This window comes from Pseudomonas sp. C9-3, from assembly GCF_032392015.1.
In the GTDB taxonomy this organism is placed as follows: Bacteria; Pseudomonadota; Gammaproteobacteria; order Pseudomonadales; family Pseudomonadaceae; genus Pseudomonas; species Pseudomonas nitroreducens.
This window is the reverse complement of record NZ_CP135919.1, coordinates 4,933,510-4,951,951: the sequence shown is the minus strand read 5'-3', so window position 1 is coordinate 4,951,951 and position 18,442 is coordinate 4,933,510. Positions and strand designations below refer to the sequence as shown.

At 65.8% G+C, this 18,442-nt stretch carries 15 protein-coding genes; 11 read left to right on the top strand and 4 right to left on the bottom strand.

The annotated features are described in order from the left end of the window. The first annotated feature begins 53 nt into the window (after positions 1-53). From RS899_RS22730 to RS899_RS22685, 10 genes are all read left to right on the top strand, one after another. Positions 54-950 carry a LysR family transcriptional regulator gene (locus RS899_RS22730; RefSeq protein WP_315808125.1) on the top strand — a complete coding sequence of 299 codons (897 nt, stop codon included), beginning with the start codon at positions 54-56 and terminating at the stop codon, positions 948-950. Positions 951-1,340: 390 nt separating this feature from the next. Then, the gene (locus tag RS899_RS22725) at positions 1,341-2,408 is read left to right on the top strand and encodes an LLM class flavin-dependent oxidoreductase (protein ID WP_315808124.1); all 1,068 of its coding nucleotides are present in this window, start codon (positions 1,341-1,343) and stop codon (positions 2,406-2,408) included. Positions 2,409-2,419: 11 nt separating this feature from the next. Further along, positions 2,420-3,364 carry an ABC transporter substrate-binding protein gene (locus tag RS899_RS22720; RefSeq protein WP_315808123.1) on the top strand — a complete coding sequence of 315 codons (945 nt, stop codon included), beginning with the start codon at positions 2,420-2,422 and terminating at the stop codon, positions 3,362-3,364. A gap of 193 nt (positions 3,365-3,557) precedes the next feature. Next, a complete protein-coding gene (locus RS899_RS22715) occupies positions 3,558-4,454 on the top strand; it encodes an acyl-CoA dehydrogenase (RefSeq protein ID WP_315808122.1) in 897 nt (298 codons plus the stop codon). Between the two features lie 174 nt (positions 4,455-4,628). Further along, positions 4,629-5,600 (top strand): aliphatic sulfonate ABC transporter substrate-binding protein, encoded by a 972-nt coding sequence (locus RS899_RS22710; RefSeq protein WP_054906493.1) that lies wholly within the window; start codon positions 4,629-4,631, stop codon positions 5,598-5,600. Positions 5,601-5,680: 80 nt separating this feature from the next. After that, entirely contained in the window at positions 5,681-6,691 is a 1,011-nt protein-coding gene (gene tauA, locus RS899_RS22705; RefSeq protein ID WP_024764758.1) for a taurine ABC transporter substrate-binding protein, read from the top strand. A 131-nt stretch (positions 6,692-6,822) separates the two neighbouring features. Further along, a complete protein-coding gene (locus RS899_RS22700; RefSeq protein WP_315808121.1) occupies positions 6,823-7,614 on the top strand; it encodes a taurine ABC transporter ATP-binding protein in 792 nt (263 codons plus the stop codon). Beyond that, positions 7,604-8,422, top strand: a complete 819-nt coding sequence (locus tag RS899_RS22695) for an ABC transporter permease subunit (RefSeq protein WP_054906495.1) — start codon at positions 7,604-7,606, stop codon at positions 8,420-8,422. The genes RS899_RS22700 and RS899_RS22695 overlap by 11 nt, the downstream gene beginning before the upstream one ends. Before the next feature lie 85 nt (positions 8,423-8,507). Continuing rightward, positions 8,508-9,344: a taurine dioxygenase gene (gene tauD, locus RS899_RS22690; RefSeq protein WP_054906496.1), complete on the top strand. Its 837-nt coding sequence runs from the start codon at positions 8,508-8,510 to the stop codon at positions 9,342-9,344. A 257-nt stretch (positions 9,345-9,601) separates the two neighbouring features. After that, positions 9,602-11,641: an OPT family oligopeptide transporter gene (locus RS899_RS22685; protein WP_054906497.1), complete on the top strand. Its 2,040-nt coding sequence runs from the start codon at positions 9,602-9,604 to the stop codon at positions 11,639-11,641. 275 nt (positions 11,642-11,916) lie between these two features. Here the strand turns inward: RS899_RS22685 and betT are convergent, their stop codons facing one another. Beyond that, positions 11,917-13,875, bottom strand: a complete 1,959-nt coding sequence (gene betT / locus RS899_RS22680) for a choline BCCT transporter BetT (protein ID WP_139092886.1) — start codon at positions 13,873-13,875, stop codon at positions 11,917-11,919. Between the two features lie 768 nt (positions 13,876-14,643). On the opposite strand from betT, the gene RS899_RS22675 reads away from it, so the two are divergent. Further along, positions 14,644-14,979 carry a hypothetical protein gene (locus tag RS899_RS22675; RefSeq protein ID WP_024764762.1) on the top strand — a complete coding sequence of 112 codons (336 nt, stop codon included), beginning with the start codon at positions 14,644-14,646 and terminating at the stop codon, positions 14,977-14,979. A gap of 58 nt (positions 14,980-15,037) precedes the next feature. On the opposite strand, the gene RS899_RS22670 is transcribed toward RS899_RS22675, so the two are convergent. From RS899_RS22670 to RS899_RS22660, 3 genes are all read right to left on the bottom strand, one after another. Further along, entirely contained in the window at positions 15,038-15,997 is a 960-nt protein-coding gene (locus RS899_RS22670) for a sigma-54-dependent transcriptional regulator (protein WP_315808120.1), read from the bottom strand. A gap of 19 nt (positions 15,998-16,016) precedes the next feature. Further along, positions 16,017-17,207: a PLP-dependent aspartate aminotransferase family protein gene (locus RS899_RS22665; RefSeq protein WP_315808119.1), complete on the bottom strand. Its 1,191-nt coding sequence runs from the start codon at positions 17,205-17,207 to the stop codon at positions 16,017-16,019. A 118-nt stretch (positions 17,208-17,325) separates the two neighbouring features. Then, positions 17,326-18,105 carry a MetQ/NlpA family ABC transporter substrate-binding protein gene (locus tag RS899_RS22660; RefSeq protein WP_024764765.1) on the bottom strand — a complete coding sequence of 260 codons (780 nt, stop codon included), beginning with the start codon at positions 18,103-18,105 and terminating at the stop codon, positions 17,326-17,328. Positions 18,106-18,442: the final 337 nt, after the last annotated feature.

The window sequence follows — 18,442 nt, the reverse complement described above, 5'->3', positions numbered from 1 at the left end:
AATGCATTTTGAATCTAAGCTAATATGCGAGAAATGCAATTGGTGCCAGCCCCATGAAGATCGACGACATCGATGCCTTCGTCGCGGTGATCCGCAACGCCTCCCTCAGCCAGGCCGCCGAGAGTCTTGGCCTGACCCAGTCAGCCATCACCCGGCGGGTGCAGAGCCTGGAGGAGTCCCTCGGGGTGGAGCTGCTGGACCGCAACACCAAACCGCTCAAACCCACTGCCGCCGGGCGCCGCGTGTTCGAGCAGTGTTTGCGGGTGATGCGCGAGGTGGACGGCCTGCGTGAGCTGGTGGCCAGCGACAGCGCGCCCAGCGGCGTGTTGCGCCTGGGCGTGCCGCAGAGCATCGGCGAAGTGGTGTTGCTGGAGGCCCTGCGGCGGCTGGCCGGTGAATACCCGGAGCTGCGCGCGCAGGTCAGCAGCGGTTGGGGCAGCCATCTGCTGGCTCGGCTGGAGAATGCTGAGCTGGACGCGGCCGTGGTGCTGTTCCCGCCGAGCAAGGTGTTCCCCGATGACCTCGGCGCCACCGCGCTGGGCCGCATGGAGTTGTGCGTGGTGGCCGCGCGCGACAGTGACGTGAAGGCCCGCCGCCTGCTCGACTGCTACCAGCACGGCTGGGTGCTCAACCCCGACGGCTGTGGCTTCCGCGCCGGCCTGCAACGCGCGCTGGCCGATCAGGGGCTGGGCTTGCAACTGAACCTGGAAACCTTCGGCAGCGAGCTGCAGCTGGGCCTTGTGGCCGAAGGGCGCGGGCTGGGCCTCGTGCCGACGCCGGCCCTGGCGCGCAGTCGCTACCGCGAGCAGTTGCGCGTGCTGCAACTGGACGACTTCCAGCCGCTGATCCAGCTCTGGCTGGTGCGCCCGCGCCTGCTGGGCAATCTCGAATCGCCGGCGCGGCTGTTCGGCCAGGCCGTGGCCGAAGGTCTCGATATCGCGACGAGCTGACTTCGCTGTACCCACTTCCACCTTGTAGGAGCGAGCTTGCTCGCGAACCCCTCAACGCCACGTCTCTCTCGTAGGGCGGATAACCCGGAACGGGTTATCCGCCGATGTACCTCGCGGCGGATAACGCTGGCGCGTTATGCGCCCTACGATCCTGATTGGCTGCACCTGCTGCCCTTGTAGAAACGCGAAAATTCCGCTCTGCAACTTGGTCGCGTCTGAATATGCGTATTTAGCATATTAGGATATGACAAAAATGAATTTCCATCATGAAGAGCTTGCCTATAGCTTCTAAGAACAACGTCTAAACAGACGTTTTTCTTATAACGAAAGCCGCCGACCTTATGCAGCGGCCCAGGCGAGGGCAACACAGTGAGCGTGGAAATTCTCGGCATGATCACCGCCACCCCGAGTTCCGAGGTGGACCAGCCGCTGGGGGAGGCGGTGGATGCCGGATTCGTCCGGCGCTTTGCCCAGGCCCATGAGGACGCTGGTTTCGACCGCGTGCTGGTGGGGTATTTCAGTAATGCCGCCGAAGGAGCGGTGGTCAGTTCCTTCGTCGCTGCCGCTACCCGGCGGCTGGGCATCCTGCTGGCCTATCGACCCGGTGTGATCGCGCCGCCTCTGGCTGCCCGGCAACTTGCCACCCTCGATCAGTTCAGCGATGGCCGCCTGGCCCTCAACGTGGTCAGCGGCGGCAACGACGAAGACCTCGCCCGCGACGGCGACTACCTCGAACACGACCGCCGCTACGCCCGCACCGACGAATACCTGCAAGCGCTGCGCGACATCTGGACCGCTGAAGGCCCGGTGGACTTCGATGGCGAGTTCTACCGCTTCCAGGGCGCTTCGCCCGCCGTACGCCCGCAGCAGAAACCGCACATCCCGATCTACTTCAGCGGCTCCTCGGATGCCGCCATCGACGTCGCGGCGAAGCACGCGGACACCTACATGCTCTGGGGCGAGCCGCTGGCCGCCGTCGACGGCCACATCCGCCGCGTGCGGGCTGCCGCCCATGCCCAGGGGCGTGATCCACGCTTCTCGGTGTCCTTCCGCCCCATCGTCGCCGACACCGAGGAAGCTGCCTGGAAGCGCGCCGCCGAAGTGCTCGAACAGGTGCGGGAGAACCGCAGCCGCCTGGGCCTGCCGCTCAATGACCACCAGCCGGAAAACGTTGGCTCCCAGCGCCTGCTGGCCGCGGCGCAGCAGGGCGAGGTGCTCGACACACGCCTGTGGACCGGCGTGGCCCGGCTTACCGGTGCGCGCTGGAACTCCACTGCGCTGGTCGGCACGCCCGAGCAGGTCGCCGCCGCTCTGGGCGAGTACTACCGCCTGGGCGTTTCCACCTTCCTGATCCGTGGCTTCGACCCGCTCGGTGATGCCGTGCGCTACGGCCAGGGCCTGATTCCCGCCATCCACGACCATATCGCCCGCCTGCCGCAACTGCGGCGCGCCGGCTGAGGAGCTTTTCGATGAACCTGAAGCAACGCCTGCGCGCCACCTTCGCCGCGCTCGTCCTGGGCGCGCCGCTGGCCCAGGCTGCCGACCTGCCGACCCTGCGGGTGGGCGACCAGAACTACTACAACGTGCGCGCATCGATGGAAGCGTCCGGTGTGCTTGAAGGTGCGCCCTACACCGTCGACTGGAAGCACTTCCAGTCCGCCGCGCCGGTGGCCGAAGGCCTGCAGGCCGGCGCGCTGGACCTTGGCTTCCTTGGCGACTCGGGCTTCATCTTCCTCGCCGCCAAGGGTGCGCCGGTGAAGCTGATCGGTATCTCCCGGCAGAACCCGGACACCATTGCGCTGCTGGTGCCCAAGGATTCGCCGGTGAAAACCATCGCTGACCTCAAGGGCAAGAAGGTCGCCTACTGGCCGGGCGCCTGGAGCCAGCAATTAACCCTGCGTGCGCTGGAGAAGGCCGGCTTGCCCAGCGACTACGTGGAGTTCGTCAAGCTGATGCCCATCGACGCCGCCGCCGCATTGCCGCGCGGCAGCATCGATGCCTTCCCGGTGTGGGAGCCCTACATCTCGCAGCAGATCGTATTCTCCGGCGCGCGCCCGATCCTCACTGCCCGCGACCTGATGCCGGGGCTGTCGAGCATCGCTGCCAATGCCAATTCCATCGATCCCAAGCGCGAGCAGATCGCCGATTTCCTTGGCCGCCTGCAGAAGGCCCGCGCCTGGGTCGAGGCGCACAAGGAGCAGTACGCCGATATCTGGGCGAAAAAGGCCAACCTCGACCAGTCCGTGTCGCGCCACTGGATCGGCCAGGCCGCCATGAGCGTCGGCCCGGTGGATAAACAGGCCGCCGCCGATTACCAGGGCACCGCCGACTTCCTCCTGCAGACTGGCGCGCTGCCCAAGGCTTTCGATACCTCCAGCGTGATCGATACCTCCTTCACCACCTCATTCCACTGAGTGGCGGGTTCTCAGCTAAGGCAAAAAGGTTATTTAACCTTGCGGCGGTGCTTGGATATGGTTCTAAGTGCCGCCCCGGCCGCCGGCTCTGCCCGACGGCGTAACGGGGTTGTTCGAGGCTCCGTTTCCGCTTCAGTCCACCCGCGCGCCCAACGCCCAGGCCACTGATCCTCGCGTCTTTCCAGAGGTGTCCATGAGCGTTGTTCCATTCCGGCTGGCTGCGACCCGGCCGGTCGCACCGCCTGTTCCCAGCACGGCCGGAACCTGGGCTCGCGCCCTGCGCGAGTCCGGCCTGTTGCGGCTGTCCCTGCCGGCTCAACTGGGCGGTAGCGCCAGTCCCTGGCAAGACATCCTGCAAACCCTGCGCGATCTCTGCGAGCGGGACGGCGGGCTGGCGCGGCTGTTCGCCGTCCACCACCTGCAGCTGGCGCGGGTCAGCCTGCTGGGCAGCCGCGAGCAGGTGCAGCGCCTGCTCAACCTGACACTGTTGCGCGAGCCGCTGTGGGGTGCGCTGGGGGACGGGCAGTCGCTGCAAGCCGCCGAACATGTGCGCGGTGGTTTCCGCGTCAATGGCGCGGAGTGGGACGCCTTCACCGTCGAAGCCGCCGACTGGCTGGTGCTGCGCGCCTGGTACGAACCCGGTCGCGATTTCCTCCTCGCCGCGCTGCCCGGCGCCCGTGCGGGCCTGGTGCTGCGCGGCGGTGCGCAGTGCAACGAACTGCGTCTGCATCCGGAAGACATCCTCCTGCCGCCGGGGCTGGCGATCACGCCTCGGCGTTCGCTGTGCGATGGCTTGGCCTTGCTGCTGGAAGCCAACGTCGCCCTCGGTCTTGCACTGCATGCGGCAGAGCGGCTGGAACTGGCGCAAAGTTCTGATCTATTGCGGCTCCTCGGGCTGGGACTGGTGCTCAGCGAACAGGCCGCCGCGCAACTGGACGACGACATCGCCGCTGGCGCCGGGCTGAGCTTCAGCCGCAGCAGCCATTTCTCCAACCTGGCCATCCAGGCGCTGGCGGTGGCTCGCGAGGCCGCGCAATCGAGTCTCCGCGCGGAAGGCTTGAGGGCCCGGCTGCTGGGGGCTGCGCACTGATCGGCGGGTAAATCCGTCCGGCATTAGTTAAGAACTAAAAATTATTTATTTTGGATTTTTTATACCTGTAATCTTCGCTCTACCGGACCACCGGACTCATCCAGCATCACCTGACCTGTCCAGTGGTCCGCCTCGCTCTGCGGGCGGCCAACCCGTACCCGAGGAGCCGTATCCATGTCCCGCAGTCATTTCCTGCGCCGTTTCGCCGTTGGCCTCAGCGCGTCGGTCGCCCTGTTCGGCGCCCTGTCCGCCCAGGCCGAGCAGACCCTGCGCATCGGCTTCCAGAAGTCCTCCACGCTGCTGACCGTGGTGAAAGCCCAGGGCAACCTGGAGCGCGAACTGGGCAAGCAGGGCATCAAGGTCACCTGGCATGAGTTCCCCAGCGGCCTGCCGCTGCTCGAATCGCTGAATGTGGGCAACGTCGACCTGTCCGCCGACGTCGCCGATACCGTACCCGTCTTCGCCCAGGCCGCCGGCGCGCAGCTGACCTATTTCGCCCGCGAAACCCCGTCGCCCACCGCGCAGTCGATCCTGGTGCCGCACGATTCGCCGCTCAACTCCCTGGCCGATCTCAAAGGCAAGCGTGTGGCCGTGACCAAGGCCGCCGGCAGCCACTACCTGCTGATCGCCGCCCTGCAGAAGGCCGGGCTGAAGTTCTCCGACATCCAGCCGGCGTACCTCACTCCCGCCGATGGCCGCGCCGCCTTCGAGAACCACAAGGTCGATGCCTGGGTGACCTGGGACCCGTACGTGGCCAGCGCCCAGCGTCAGCAGAATGCCCGCGTGCTGGTCGATGGCAAGGGCCTGGCCAGCTACCAGCGCTACTACCTGGCGTCCACCGAGTACGCCAAGGCTCACCCGGAAGTGCTCAAGCAGGTCTTCGCCGAACTGCAGAAGACCGGCCGCTGGGTGAAGGAACACCCCACCGACGCCGCCAAGGTGCTCGGCCCGCTGTGGGGCAACCTCGATGTCGCCACCGTCGAACAGGCCAATGCCCGCCGCAGCTATGACGTGCAGCCGGTGCGCAAGGACGGCCTCGACGAGCAGCAACGCATTGCCGACGCCTTCTACGCCGAAGGTCTGCTGCCCAAACCTGTCGATGCCCGCGCGGTGCCGGTCTGGCAGCCGGACGTGGCGAGCAACTGATCCGCTATTTCCCGCCGCTCTCCCTAGCGGCCCGTCACGGCCCGGCCGGCCGCCTTTGTACGCATTTCCAGGAGCTCCACATGAAACACATCAGTGCCCCGCGCCGCCTGCTGGCCGCGCTTGCCCTGGTCGGCGTCGCTGGCGCCGCCCAGGCCGATATCACCCTCGGCTACCAGACCGGCATCGACCCGACCAAGGTGCCCCAGGCCGACGGTACCTACGAGAAAGTCATCGGCGAGAAGCTCGACTGGCGCCGCTTCAACAGCGGCCCGGAAGTGGTCGCCGCCATTGCCTCGGGCGACGTGCAACTGGGCAACCTCGGCTCCAGCCCGCTGGCTGCCGCGACTTCCCGTGGCCTGCCGATCGTCGCCTTCATCGTCTCCGCGCAGATCAACGCCGCCGAGGCCCTGGTGGTGCGCAACGGCAGCAAGATCGAGAAGCCCGAGGACCTGGTCGGCAAGACCATCGCCACGCCCTTCGTGTCGACCTCGCACTACAGCCTGCTGGGTGCGCTCAAGCACTGGAACATCGACCCCGGCAAAGTGAAGATCGTCAACCTCAACCCTACCGAGATCGCCGCCGCCTGGCGCCGTGGCGACATCGATGGCGCCTTCGTCTGGTCGCCCGCCCTGGGCGAGATCAAGAAATCCGGCAAGGTACTGACCGACGCCGCCGAAGTCGGCCAGTGGGGCGCACCGACCTTCGAGGTCTGGGTCGCTCGCAAGGACTTCGCCGAGAAGCACCCGGAAGTCATCGCCAAGTTCGCCAAGGTCAGCCTGGACTCCTTCGCCGACTACAACGCCCACAAGGCCGAGTGGACCGCCGATTCCGAGCAGGTGAAGAAGATCGCCAAGCTGACCGGCGCCGACCCGAAGGATGTGCCTGAGCTGCTGGCCGGTTCGGCCTTCCCTGAATCCCAGGCGCAGCTGTCTTCCGCACTGCTGGGTGGTGGCACCGCCAAGGACATCGCTGGCACCGCTGCCTTCCTGAAAGAGCAGAAGCGCGTGCCTTCGGTACTCAAGGACTACTCGCCCTACGTCAGCGCGGAATACGTGCGCCAGGCGGAGAGCGTGCAGGTCGGGCAGCGCTGACGAGTTGCTCTTCGTAGGAGCGAGCTTGCTCGCGAACTCGCCCGAGCTTCGGAGCAGACCTGGGTTCGCGAGCAAGCTCGCTCCTACAGAAAAGCGCTACGTAATCCTTCTCACCCTACGGAGGGCAGAACATGAGCCGTCTGACGGCCGAGGCGGTCAGCCTCACTTTCCAGCAGCGCGGACGCGAGCGCGTCGTGTTGCAGGACCTCACTCTCAGCCTGGCCAAGGGCGAATCCCTGGTGGTGCTCGGCCCGTCCGGCTGCGGCAAGTCCAGCCTGCTCAACGTGCTGGCAGGCTTCCAGGCGCCGGACAGCGGCCGCGTGCAGATCGATGGCCGGACCCTCGAAGGTCCTGGCGGCGAACGCGGCGTGGTGTTCCAGGATGACGCCCTGATGCCCTGGCTCAACGCCCTGGACAACGTGGCCCTGGGCTTGCGCATTCGCGGCGTGGGCGCTGCCGAGCGCAATGCCCGTGCCCACGAGGTGCTGAAACTGGTGGGCCTGGGCGAGCACGCGGACTACCGCATCTCGCAACTTTCCGGCGGCCAGCGGCAGCGACTGGGCCTCGCCCGCGCACTGGCGGTGGAACCGGATTTCCTCCTGCTCGACGAACCCTTCGGCGCGCTCGACGCGCTGACCCGCGAACGCATGCAGGTGCTGACACTCGACCTGTGGCGCAAGACCGGCAAGGGCCTGTTCCTGATTACCCACAGCGTCGACGAAGCGCTGTTCCTCGCCACTGACCTGGTGGTGATGGACGGGCCACCGGCGCGCATCGTCAAGCGCCTGTCGCTGGACTTCGCCCGCCGCTACGCCGCCGACGAGCCGGTGCGCAGCATCAAGTCCGACCCGGAATTCGCGCGACTGCGCCAACTGCTTCTCGATGAGTTCCTCGAAGAACCGGAGGCCGAGCATGCCCACTGAAACCCTCGCCGCCAAACTCCCCGCCGCCGCGCCGAAAGCCCGTAGCGTACCGGGTGATTACCGCCGCTGGGCCGCCGCCGGCAGCATCGTCGGCGTCTTCGTGCTCTGGTGGCTGGCCACGCACCTGGGCTGGGTCGACACCCTGTTCCTGCCGGCCCCGGAGCAACTGGTGGAGGCCTTCCAGCGCGTGCTGGCCGAAGGTTACGTCGACGCCTCGCTGTGGCAACACGTCGGCACCAGCCTGATGCGTGTGCTGCTGGCGCTGGGCGCTGCGGTGCTGACGGCGATTCCGCTGGGCATCCTGATGGGCCTCAATCCGCTGGTCAGCGCGGCGTTCGATCCGCTGGTGGAGTTCTATCGCCCGGTACCGCCGCTGGCGTACCTGCCGCTGATCGTCATCTGGTTCGGTATCGGCGAGCTGTCCAAGGTGCTGCTGATCTATCTCGCCCTGTTCGCGCCGCTGCTGATCGCCACCGCTGCCGGCGTGCGTCGCGTGGACAAGTCGCGCATCCAGGCCGTGCGCTGCCTGGGCGCGAGCCGCCTGCAGGTGGTGCGTCACGTCATCCTCCCCAGCGCGCTGCCGGAAGTCCTGACCGGCCTGCGCATCGCCCTGGGCGTGGGCTGGTCGACCCTGGTCGCCGCCGAACTGATCGCCGCCAACCGCGGCCTGGGCTTCATGGTGCAGTCCGCCGCGCAGTTCCTCGCCACCGACGTGGTGGTGCTGGGCATCCTGCTGATCGCCGCCATTGCGCTGAGCTTCGAGCTGGGGCTGCGCTGGCTGCAGAAGCGCTTTGCTTCCTGGGAATAAATCCACCGATTCGACACCCTCGCCTAGCCGGCGAGGGCAGGGGAGAGAACGCCTCTTCCCGTGAACCTCACGAGAGAACACGAACATGACCACCCTGAACATCGAACCCATCAGCCCGGCCCTGGGCGCCGTCGTTTCCGGCGTGCGCCTGGCCGACCCGCTGGACGACGCGGCGCAGCGACAGATCGAGCAGGCCCTGCTCGATCACCACGTGCTGTTTTTCCGCGACCAGCCGCTGACGCCGAGCCAGCAGGCGAACTTCGCCGCGCGCTTCGGCGACCTGCACATCCACCCGATCTACCCCAGCTCGCCGGAGCAGCGCGAAGTCATCGTCCTCGATACCGCCGTCACCGACGTGCGCGACAACGCCATCTGGCACACCGACGTGACCTTCCTGGAGACCCCGGCCCTGGGCGCCGTACTCGCCGCCAAACAGCTGCCCCCCTACGGTGGCGATACCCTGTGGGCCAGCGGCATCGCGGCGTTCGAGGCGCTGTCGAAACCGCTCCAGCAACTGCTCGACGGCCTTACCGCGACCCACGACATCAGCAAGTCCTTCCCCCAGGAGCGCTTCGGTGCCACCGACGCGGACCTCGCGCGCCTGGAAGAGGCGCGGAGGAAGAACCCGCCGCGCAGCCACCCGGTGATCCGTACGCACCCGGTCACCGGGCGCAAGGCGCTGTTCGTCAGCGACGGCTTCACCACCCGCATCAACGAGCTGGAGCCGGCGGAAAGCCGCGCCATTCTCGACCTGCTGTTCGCCCACTTCGCGCGTCCGGAGTTCACCGTGCGCTGGCGCTGGAAGGAAAACGACGTGGCCTTCTGGGACAACCGCGTGACCCAGCACTACGCGGTGGACGATTACCGCCCGCAGCGGCGCGTGATGCACCGTGCGACGATTCTGGGAGACAAACCGTTCTGAGTTCGCCACACGGATTGGCGGTTTGATTTGTAGGAGCGAGCTTGCTCGCGAACCGCATAACTCCGGAGTCATCCGGGAATCCGTTCGCGAGCAAGCTCGCTCCTACAGACGGCGCGGCGACTCGGAAATTACCGTCATCCCCGTGACTTAAGGCAACAAAGCCGCACGGCAGACCGCATTCGTCGCCATTCTGGGTCGCGGCGGCTGGCGCACTGTCCTACGCTTTGGCAGTTCCGCTTTATGAAGAGACTGCCTACATGCAAGAACGGATTCCCGACGAGTCCAACCTCGCCGAGCTGACGGTTCGCGGCCTGATCCTCGGCGCGCTGATCACCGTGGTGTTCACCGCTTCCAACGTCTACCTCGGCCTCAAGGTCGGCCTGACCTTCGCCTCGTCGATTCCCGCGGCAGTCATTTCCATGGCCGTGCTGCGCTACTTCTCCGGCTCCAACATCCTCGAGAACAACATGGTGCAGACCCAGGCCTCGGCGGCCGGCACCCTGTCCTCGATCATCTTCATCCTTCCGGGCCTCTTGATGATCGGCTACTGGAGCGGCTTCCCGTTCTGGCAGACGGCGGCCATCTGCTCCATCGGCGGCATCCTCGGCGTGCTCTACACCATTCCGCTGCGCCGGGTCATGGTGGTGCAGAGCAGCCTGCCATACCCCGAGGGCGTGGCGGCGGCGGAAATCCTCCGTGTCGGCAGCCAGGACGAGGAAGAGGAGAAGGCCGGCAAGCCTGCGAAAGCCGGCGGCCCGGGCCTGCGCGACATCCTTGCCGGTGGCGTGGTCGCGGCGGCCTTCAGCCTGTTCAGCAGTGGCTTCAAGGTGCTCGCCGAAGGCTTCAGCTTCTGGATCACCGCCGGGCAGGCGGCGTTCCGCTTGTCCACCGGCTTCTCCCTGGCGCTGGTCGGCGCCGGCTACCTGATGGGCATCACCGCCGGCATCGCCATCCTGATCGGCGTGGTCATCGCCTGGGGCGTGGCGGTGCCGCTGCTCTCGGTGAACAGCGTGCTGGCGGCGGGGCAAACTCTGCCGGAGCTGGCCACCAAACTGTGGAGCAGCCAGGTGCGCTTCCTCGGCGCCGGCACCATCGGCATCGCCGCACTGTGGACCCTGGCGACGCTGTTCAAACCCATGGTGCAGGGTGTCTGGTCGTCGCTCAGTGCCGTGCGCGGCCGCGGCGAAGTCAGTGACCTGCGCACCGAGCAGGACCTGTCCGCGAAATGGATAGTCGCCATCGCCGGCTTCCTGCTGGTGGCGCTGTTCGTGGTCTTCTCCTACTTCCTCAGCGACGCGGCGCCAGACCTGAAGGGCGTCGGCTTCTGGGGCCTGGTGGCGGTCTGCGTGATCTTCGCCTTCTTCTTCGGCTTCCTGATCGCCGCCGCCTGCGGCTACATGGCGGGCCTGGTCGGCTCGTCGAGCAGCCCGATCTCCGGCATCGGCATCATCGCGGTGATCCTGGTGTCGCTGCTGATTCTCGGCGTCGGTTCGCTGGAGACCGGCTTCCTCGACCAGCAGGGCGGCAAGCTCGCCATTGCCCTGGCGCTGTTCACCACCTCGGTGGTGATCGCCATCGCGGCGATTTCCAACGACAACCTGCAGGACCTGAAGACCGGTTATCTGGTCGGCGCCACGCCGTGGCGCCAGCAGGTGGCGCTGATTGTCGGCTGCCTGGTCGGCGCGCTGGTGATCCCGCCGGTGCTGGAGCTGCTGTTCAACGCCTATGGCTTCACCGGCGCACTGCCGCGCGAGGGCATGGACCCGAACGCCGCCCTGGCTGCACCGCAGGCGACACTGATGACCGCCATCGCCAGCGGGATTTTCCACAACGCGCTGAACTGGAACATGATCCTCATCGGCGTGGCGCTGGGCATCGCGCTGATCCTCGTGGACATACTGCTGCGCCGTACCGGCAAGGCCAGCCTGCCGGTGCTCGCCGTCGGCCTGGGCATCTACCTGCCGCCGACCATCGGCATGACTTTGGTGGTCGGCGCGGTGATCGGCTGGCTGCTGGAAACCGCGCTGGCCAAGCGCGCGGCAGCCGCCGGCAAGGACGTGGAGAAGTACTCCGACGAGCCCAAGCGCCGTGGCGTGCTGCTGGCTTCGGGCCTGATCGTCGGCGAGAGCCTGATGGGGATCCTGCTGGCCGGCATCATCGGTGCCACCGGTTCTGCCGCGCCCCTGGCCCTGGTCGGAGGGAGTTTCGAGGACACCGCGCAGTGGCTGGGCCTGGTGGTCTTCGTGGCGATCTGCGTGCTGTTCTACCGCAAGGTGCTGAGCGGCACCCGCGGCTGATCCTTCGCCGCGATGTGAAAAAGGCGCCTGCGGGCGCCTTTTTCATTCGGGTTTTTCGTAGGAGCAACTGTCTTTTCCTGGAAAATCCGTGCCTGTGTTTTCCTCCTCACCCCAACCCTCTCCCTCAGGGAGAGGGGGCAGATCGTGCCGGCTGACGACATAGCTTCATCCTGCACCGAACGGTCCCCTCTCCCGCGTGCGGGAGAGGGCTAGGGTGAGGGGCTCTTGATCTTTGCAGGGGGGCTCGCTCCTGCATCTGGTGCGCAAGTCCGAACCTAGCGCACCAGATGCAGGAACTGCAGGTGCCGTTCGTACTGGTCGAGCATGTCGTTGATGATCTGCTCCTTGCTGTAGCCCATCAGGTCGTAGTCCTGGCTGCCTTCGGAGAGGTGCACCTCGGCGCGGAAGTAACGACGGTTCTTCAGGTGCAGGCCACCCATGCCGGCGCGGGCGAAGGACGGAGTGAAGTAGCCGCGCATCGACACCTGGTAGAGGAACGTGTGCTGCTCGCCGTGGCCGATTTCCAGGACCAGCTCCAGGTTGCCCAGGTCGAGGTCGGACTCCACCTGCAGGCCCTTTTCGCGGAATACCTGGGACACCTCGGCAATCGCCGGGCTGACCACGTCGACCATGAAGCGGTACACCTCGTCCCGCGTGGGGAAGTGCACCGCCTGGGAGATGCGCCGCTTCCAGCCGCCGGGCTTGGCCGACGGCGGTGGCGCCAGGGAGTGGGTGCGCGCGCGCTGGCGCTGGGATTCAAGATAGAACGCCTTGTGCAGGCCCCACATCATCAGCAGCAGGATCAGCGAGAAGGGTAGTGACGTCAGCACCACGGCGGACTTCAGCGCATCGATGCTGCCGGCGAACAGCAGGCCGCCGGTGACCAGCGCGGTGGCCACGCCCCAGAACACCCGCAGCCACTTCGGGCCATCGTCGTCGGCGCTGCCGCCGTGGGCGGAGAGTGTGGAGAGCACCACGGTGCCGGAATCCGCCGAGGTAACAAAGAACACGAAGCTGACCAGCACCGTCACCGCGATCACTACACGGCTCGCGGGGTAGTTCTGCAGCATCTGGTACAGCGCCATGGACGGATCGGAAATGGCGACTCGGCCAAGCTCGCTGAAGCCGTGGTTGAGTACCTGATCCAGTGCGCTGTTGCCGAAGATCGACATCCACGCCAGGGTGAAGCCCAGTGGGATGAACAGCACGCCGAAGACGAATTCGCGAATCGTCCGCCCGCGCGAGATGCGCGCGATGAACAGCCCGACGAAGGGCGCCCAGGCGATCCACCAGGCCCAGTAGAACACCGTCCAGCCACCCAGCCAGTCGCTGCCGTCCTTGCCGTAGGCATAGAGGTCGAAGCTCTTGGTCGGCAGGCTGCCGAGGTAGTCGCCGATGTTCTGCACCAGGGTGTTGAGCAGGTGCTGGGTGGGGCCGGCGAACAGCACGAAGAGCAGCAGCGCGCAGGCCAGCAGCATGTTGATGTCAGAGAGCAGGCGGATGCCCTTGTCCACGCCTGAGACGGCGACCAGGATCGCCGCACCCATCATCAGCGCGATCAACGTCATCTGCACCGGATGGCTGTGGGCGATGCCGAACAGGAAGTCCAGCCCGGCGTTGAGTTGCAGCACGCCGAAGCCCATGTCCGCGCCCAGGCCGAACACCGTGGCGATGATGCCGAAGCAGTCCACGGTGTAGCCGATGGGGCCGTTGATGCGCTTGCCGATCAGCGGGTAGAGCGCCGAGCGCAGCGCCAGCGGCAGGTTGTGCCGGTAGGCGAAGTACGCCAGCGCCATCGCCACCAGGGCGAACACGCCCCAGCCGTGCAGGCCCCAGTGCAGGAACAGCAGCTGCATGGCCTGCCGCGCCGCTTCCGGCGTGCCGGCTTCGCCTTGCGGCGGTTGGGCGAAGTGGGTCAGCGGCTCGGACACGCAGAAGAAGAACAGGGTGATGCTGATGCCGGCGGCGAAGAGCATGCCGGCCCAGGACAGGTAGCTGAATTCCGGCTCGTCGTGGTCGGCACCGAGCTTGATCTTTCCGTAGCCGGAAAGCGCGGTGACCACCACGAAGATCAGGTACAGCGTCATCGCCAGCAGGTAGTACCAGCCGACGGTATCGGCGGCCCAGGACTGTGCGGCGAGCAGCCATTCACCGGCCCGTTGGGGCTGGCTGATGACGATCAGGGCGAAGAGAAGGATCAGCGCGGCCGCACCGTAGAAGACCGGTGGGTTCATGCGCATGGAGGGTGGGGGTGTTACGGACGGGGGCGATTGTGCAGCGGACAAAACGGGCGGGGTCCCTCGGATTTTTCCTTGAACAAGCATTCAATGAAAACACGGGAAGGCCCTGGAAAGCCAATCGGCGGGACCGATGGTCCCGCCGCCGGCCCTGTCAAAAGGGCCGAGCGGAGCGGGTACTGCTTACTTGCGGCGGTTCTTTTTGGCCTCACGAATCTCACGGCGCTCCGGATCGGCCTTGACTGGCGCGGTCAGGAAAGCGGTGGCGGCGAAAAAGTTAGCAAGAGCGGCGAAAGTCACGATGATCTCCAATGGCGCCGGGGAAAATGGGTCCCGACTGCCTGATAGCCATTTTCCCTGAACATTGTGACAAAAAGAAGTGAATGGTCTTGATGAGCGGTATTGATGTGGTCGATGAAGCTGCTTTGTTCGGTGTTTGTGGTGAATAGTCCTGATTTTGACTTCCTGCTCAGGATTCCCTCCTGCCGACCTGCAAGTCGGCACGGCCTTTCACTGCGACCATTCGTCGCCAAAGGTGAAACGGTTCAGCGCAGGCTCTGGCTTTGACGCGATAAACGGCTGTCAGCGGCGAGAAACAGGTACTCCCGTAGCACAATCGCCGAAATAGAGCGGCTTCAATTCCGGAAGCTTGAACGAGTGTGCAGTTTTTCGTGAAAAACTTGTGAATCGGCTATGGCGATTGACTTGTTGATTCCGTTAGTCTCCCCCGGCAGGACAAAAACCACCAACAGGGAGCATCTCGAGATGGACTTCAAACGCATCGCCCTTGCCACTGCACTCTTCGCTTCGCTGGCTGGCTGCCAGACCATGACCACCAACCAGGCCATCGTTCCGCTGCAGGCCGCCACCGCCCAGATGATCGGTCTGGCTTCCTCGGACGAGCTGGTCGTCAGCGACGTCAAGGCCGGCCAACCGGACGCCCTGGGTGGCCAGGAACTCTCCTACGTTGCCACCACCACCAAAGGCCGCGTGTTCAACTGCACCTCGCGCATGATGCCGGGCCTGCTGACCGATCCGGCCAAGCTGACCAACCCGTCGTGCACTCCGGTGGTCGCGCACTCCAACACCGCCACCAAGTAAGACTGCCCTGTCGCCCGTGCGCGGCCCTTCGGGTCGCGCTGGCGACTACAGCGCGGTATCAGCCGCGCTCGTGCTCCAGGCGTTGCAGCAGCGCACGTAACTGCGCCTCGACGCCGGGCTGGCGCACCAGGCGCTCCAGCGCCGCTTGGTTCACTTCCGTTTTCCCGCCTGTCCCCGCTATGCCGCCTGACCCGGCCGCGCCCCCTGAAAAATTCAGGTGCTCCGGGCGAATCTCTTCGTCCGGGCTGACCAGCAGGGCGAAGTGGATGACGTTTTCCAGCTCACGGATATTGCCCGGCCAGGAATAGCGTTCCAGCGCACGCTGGGTGTCGCTGGCGATCTGTGGCACCGGCAGTTCCAGGCGTTGTGCGTGCACGCCGAGGAAGTACTCGGCCAGCGGCTGGATATCGCCGATGCGCTCGCGCAGCGGTGGCAGCGTGAGGTTGCCGTCGTGCAGGTATTGCTGCAGTCCTTCGAGGAATTTCCCCGCCTTCACCGCCTGCCCCAGATCGATGCTGGTGGCGGCGACCAGACGCACGTCCACCGGTACCGGCTCGCGTGCGCCGACGCGCAGCACTTCACGCTCCTGCAATACGCGCAGCAGCTTCTGTTGCAGCGACAGCGGCAGGTCGGCGATCTCGTCGAGATAGAGGGTGCCGCCATTGGCCGAGCCGAACCAGCCGGCGCGGCTGCCTACCGGGCCGTTGTGCGCGCCCGGTGCGTAGCCGAACAGCTCGGCGTCGGCGTAGTTGCGGCTCAGCGCGCTGCAACTCACGGCGACGAACAGGCCGGGGCGCTCGCTGGCGCGGTGGATGTGGCGGGCCAGCAGCTCCTTGCCGGTGCCGGTCTCGCCATGGATCAGCACCGGTTGCGGCAACGGCGCCAGGCGCTCCACCTCGTCGCGCACTTCATGGGAGCGCGGGTCGAAGAACACCAGCGCCTTGGCGCGGATGCTCAGCGGGCTCTTGTCGGCGTCGGGGAAGGTCAGCAGCGGTAGCGGCGCGTGGGGTGCGTTCATGGAAAATCTCCTTCTGCTCTTAGAGCGCGTCCAGCGCCTGCAGGAAGTCACTGACGATGTCCTCGCTGTCCTCGATGCCCACCGAGACTCGGATGGTGCCGTCGTGGATGTCCAGCGCGGTCAGGGCCTCGGCGGACAGCGCGCGGTGCGAGGTCTTGCCGGGGTGGGTGATGCTGCTGGCGACACCGGCCAGCGACGGGGCGAAGGCGGCCAGTTGCAGCGCGCCGATCAGCGCGTCGACCTGGTCCAGGCCGCCCTTCAGGGTGAAGCTGAGCATGCCCGAGTGGCCTTTGCGGAACAGGCGTTGCGCCAGTGCGTGGTCCGGGTGCGAGGGCAGGCCGGGATAGTAGACGCGCTCCACCTGCGGGTGCGCCTCGAGGGCCTCGGCCAGTGCCTGGGCGTTCTGCGAATGCGCGCGCATGCGCAGTGCGAGGGTTTTCGCGCCACGGAAATTCAGCCAGCTCTCGAAGGGGCTGGCGCTGCCGCCGGCATTGATCTGGAAACGCCGCGCCGCGGCGATCCATTGTGCGTCGCCGACCAGTGCGCCACCCATGGCGTCGCTGTGGCCGTTCAGGTACTTGGTCGTGCTGTGGATCACCAGGTCGGCACCATCGTGCAGCGGCTGGTAGAGCACCGGCGAGAGGAAGGTGTTGTCCACCAGCAGCTTTAGGCCCTGGCGGTGGGCGAGATCGGCCAGCGCCGGGACATTGCTCACGCGCACCAGCGGGTTGGAGGCGGTCTCGGTGTAGATCAGTTTCGTGGTCGGGGTGATCGCCGCTTTCACCGCGGCCAGGTCGTTGAGGTCGAGCAGGGTGGCCGCGATGCCGAAGCGTGTCAGCTCCTTCTCGATCAGGCTCTGGGTGGTGCCGTACAGCTCGCGGCTGGCGATCAGGTGATCACCGGCGCCGAGCACGCCGAGCAGCGCGGCGGAAATGGCCGCCATGCCGGAGGCGGAGAACAGCGCGTCCTCGCCGCCTTCCAGGTCGCGCAGCAATTCCTCCACGGCGCTGTGATTGGGGTTGCCGATGCGCGTGTACATGTAGTTGTCGGGGTTGCCGGCGAGAAAGTCGTCGACCTGCTCCAGGGAGTCGTAGACGAACACCGAGCTCTGGTAGATCGGCTGGCTCTTGGCACGGGTGACCATGCGCCGGTCGGCGTCGTGGCCGCTGTGTACGGCGCGGGTGGAAGGGCCTTTGGCGTGGTCGCTCATGGCAAGTCCTTGGGAAAGAAAAACGCCGGTGGAACCTGCCCACCGGCGTTGAAGCGGGTGCGCCAAGGGCGCGCCCAGCGTGGGAGTCGTTGCGCCCGGCGGATGGCCGGGCGACGGATCAGAAGGCGGGCACCACGGCGCCGTTGTACTTCTTCTCGATGAAGGCTTTGACTTCCGGGCTGGTCAGGGCGGCGGAGAGCTTCTTCAGCGCATCGCTGTCCTTGTTGTCCGGGCGCGCCACCAGGTAGTTCACGTAGGGCGAGTTGCGGTCCTCGAGGATCAGCGCGTCCTTCACCGGGTTGAGCTTGGCTTCCAGCGCGTAGTTGGTGTTGATCAGGTCCAGGTCGACCTGGTCCAGCACGCGCGGCAGCAGGGCCGATTCCAGCTCCTTGAACTTCAGGTGCTTGGGGTTCTCGGCGATGTCTCGCGGGGTGGCCAGGGCGTTGCTCGGGTCCTTGAGCTTGATCACGCCGGCCTTCTGCAGCAGGAGCAGGGCACGGCCGCTGTTGCTGCCTTCGTTGGGGATGGCGACGGTGGCGCCGTCCGGCAGTTCGTCGATGGACTTGTACTTCTTCGAGTAGCCGCCGAAGGGCTCGACGTGCACGCCGGTCACGGTGACCAGGTTGGTACCCTTGCCCTTGTTGAAGTTGTCCAGGTAGGGCTTGGTCTGGAAGTAGTTGGCGTCCAGGCGCTTCTCGGCGACCTGCACGTTGGGCTGCACGTAGTCGGTGAAGACCTTGATCTCCAGGTCCACACCTTCCTTGGCCAGGGTCGGCTTGATCAGCTCGAGGATCTCGGCGTGGGGGATCGGCGTGGCGGCAACGACCAGCTTCTCGTTGGCGAAGGCGGAAGTGGTGAAGGCAGCGGCGAGGGCGGTCAGAAGCAGCAGCTTTTTCATTGCGATGTCCTTGTGGGGCAGATGACCGCTGGCGTCCGGGCCGGCCGGGATGGGGCCTTCGTACGGGCGGTGGATTCTATTTCCGCAGCTCACTTGGCAGCGGTTGAGGCGAAAGTTATCCGGCTTTTTTATTCCAATAAAATATTAATTTTTCATTTTCATATTCGATTTTGTTCATATCGAACGGGCTGATCGGATGAGACATCCTGTCGCGCGACACCCCGTCGCGCGGCAACCCACCACTCCAGGCTGCGCCGCAGGCACGCGTAAGATCGAGTCGTTTTCTTGAGCGGCGTCAATGCGGATGGCGGTCCATTCTGATTGAGCAGCGAAAGAA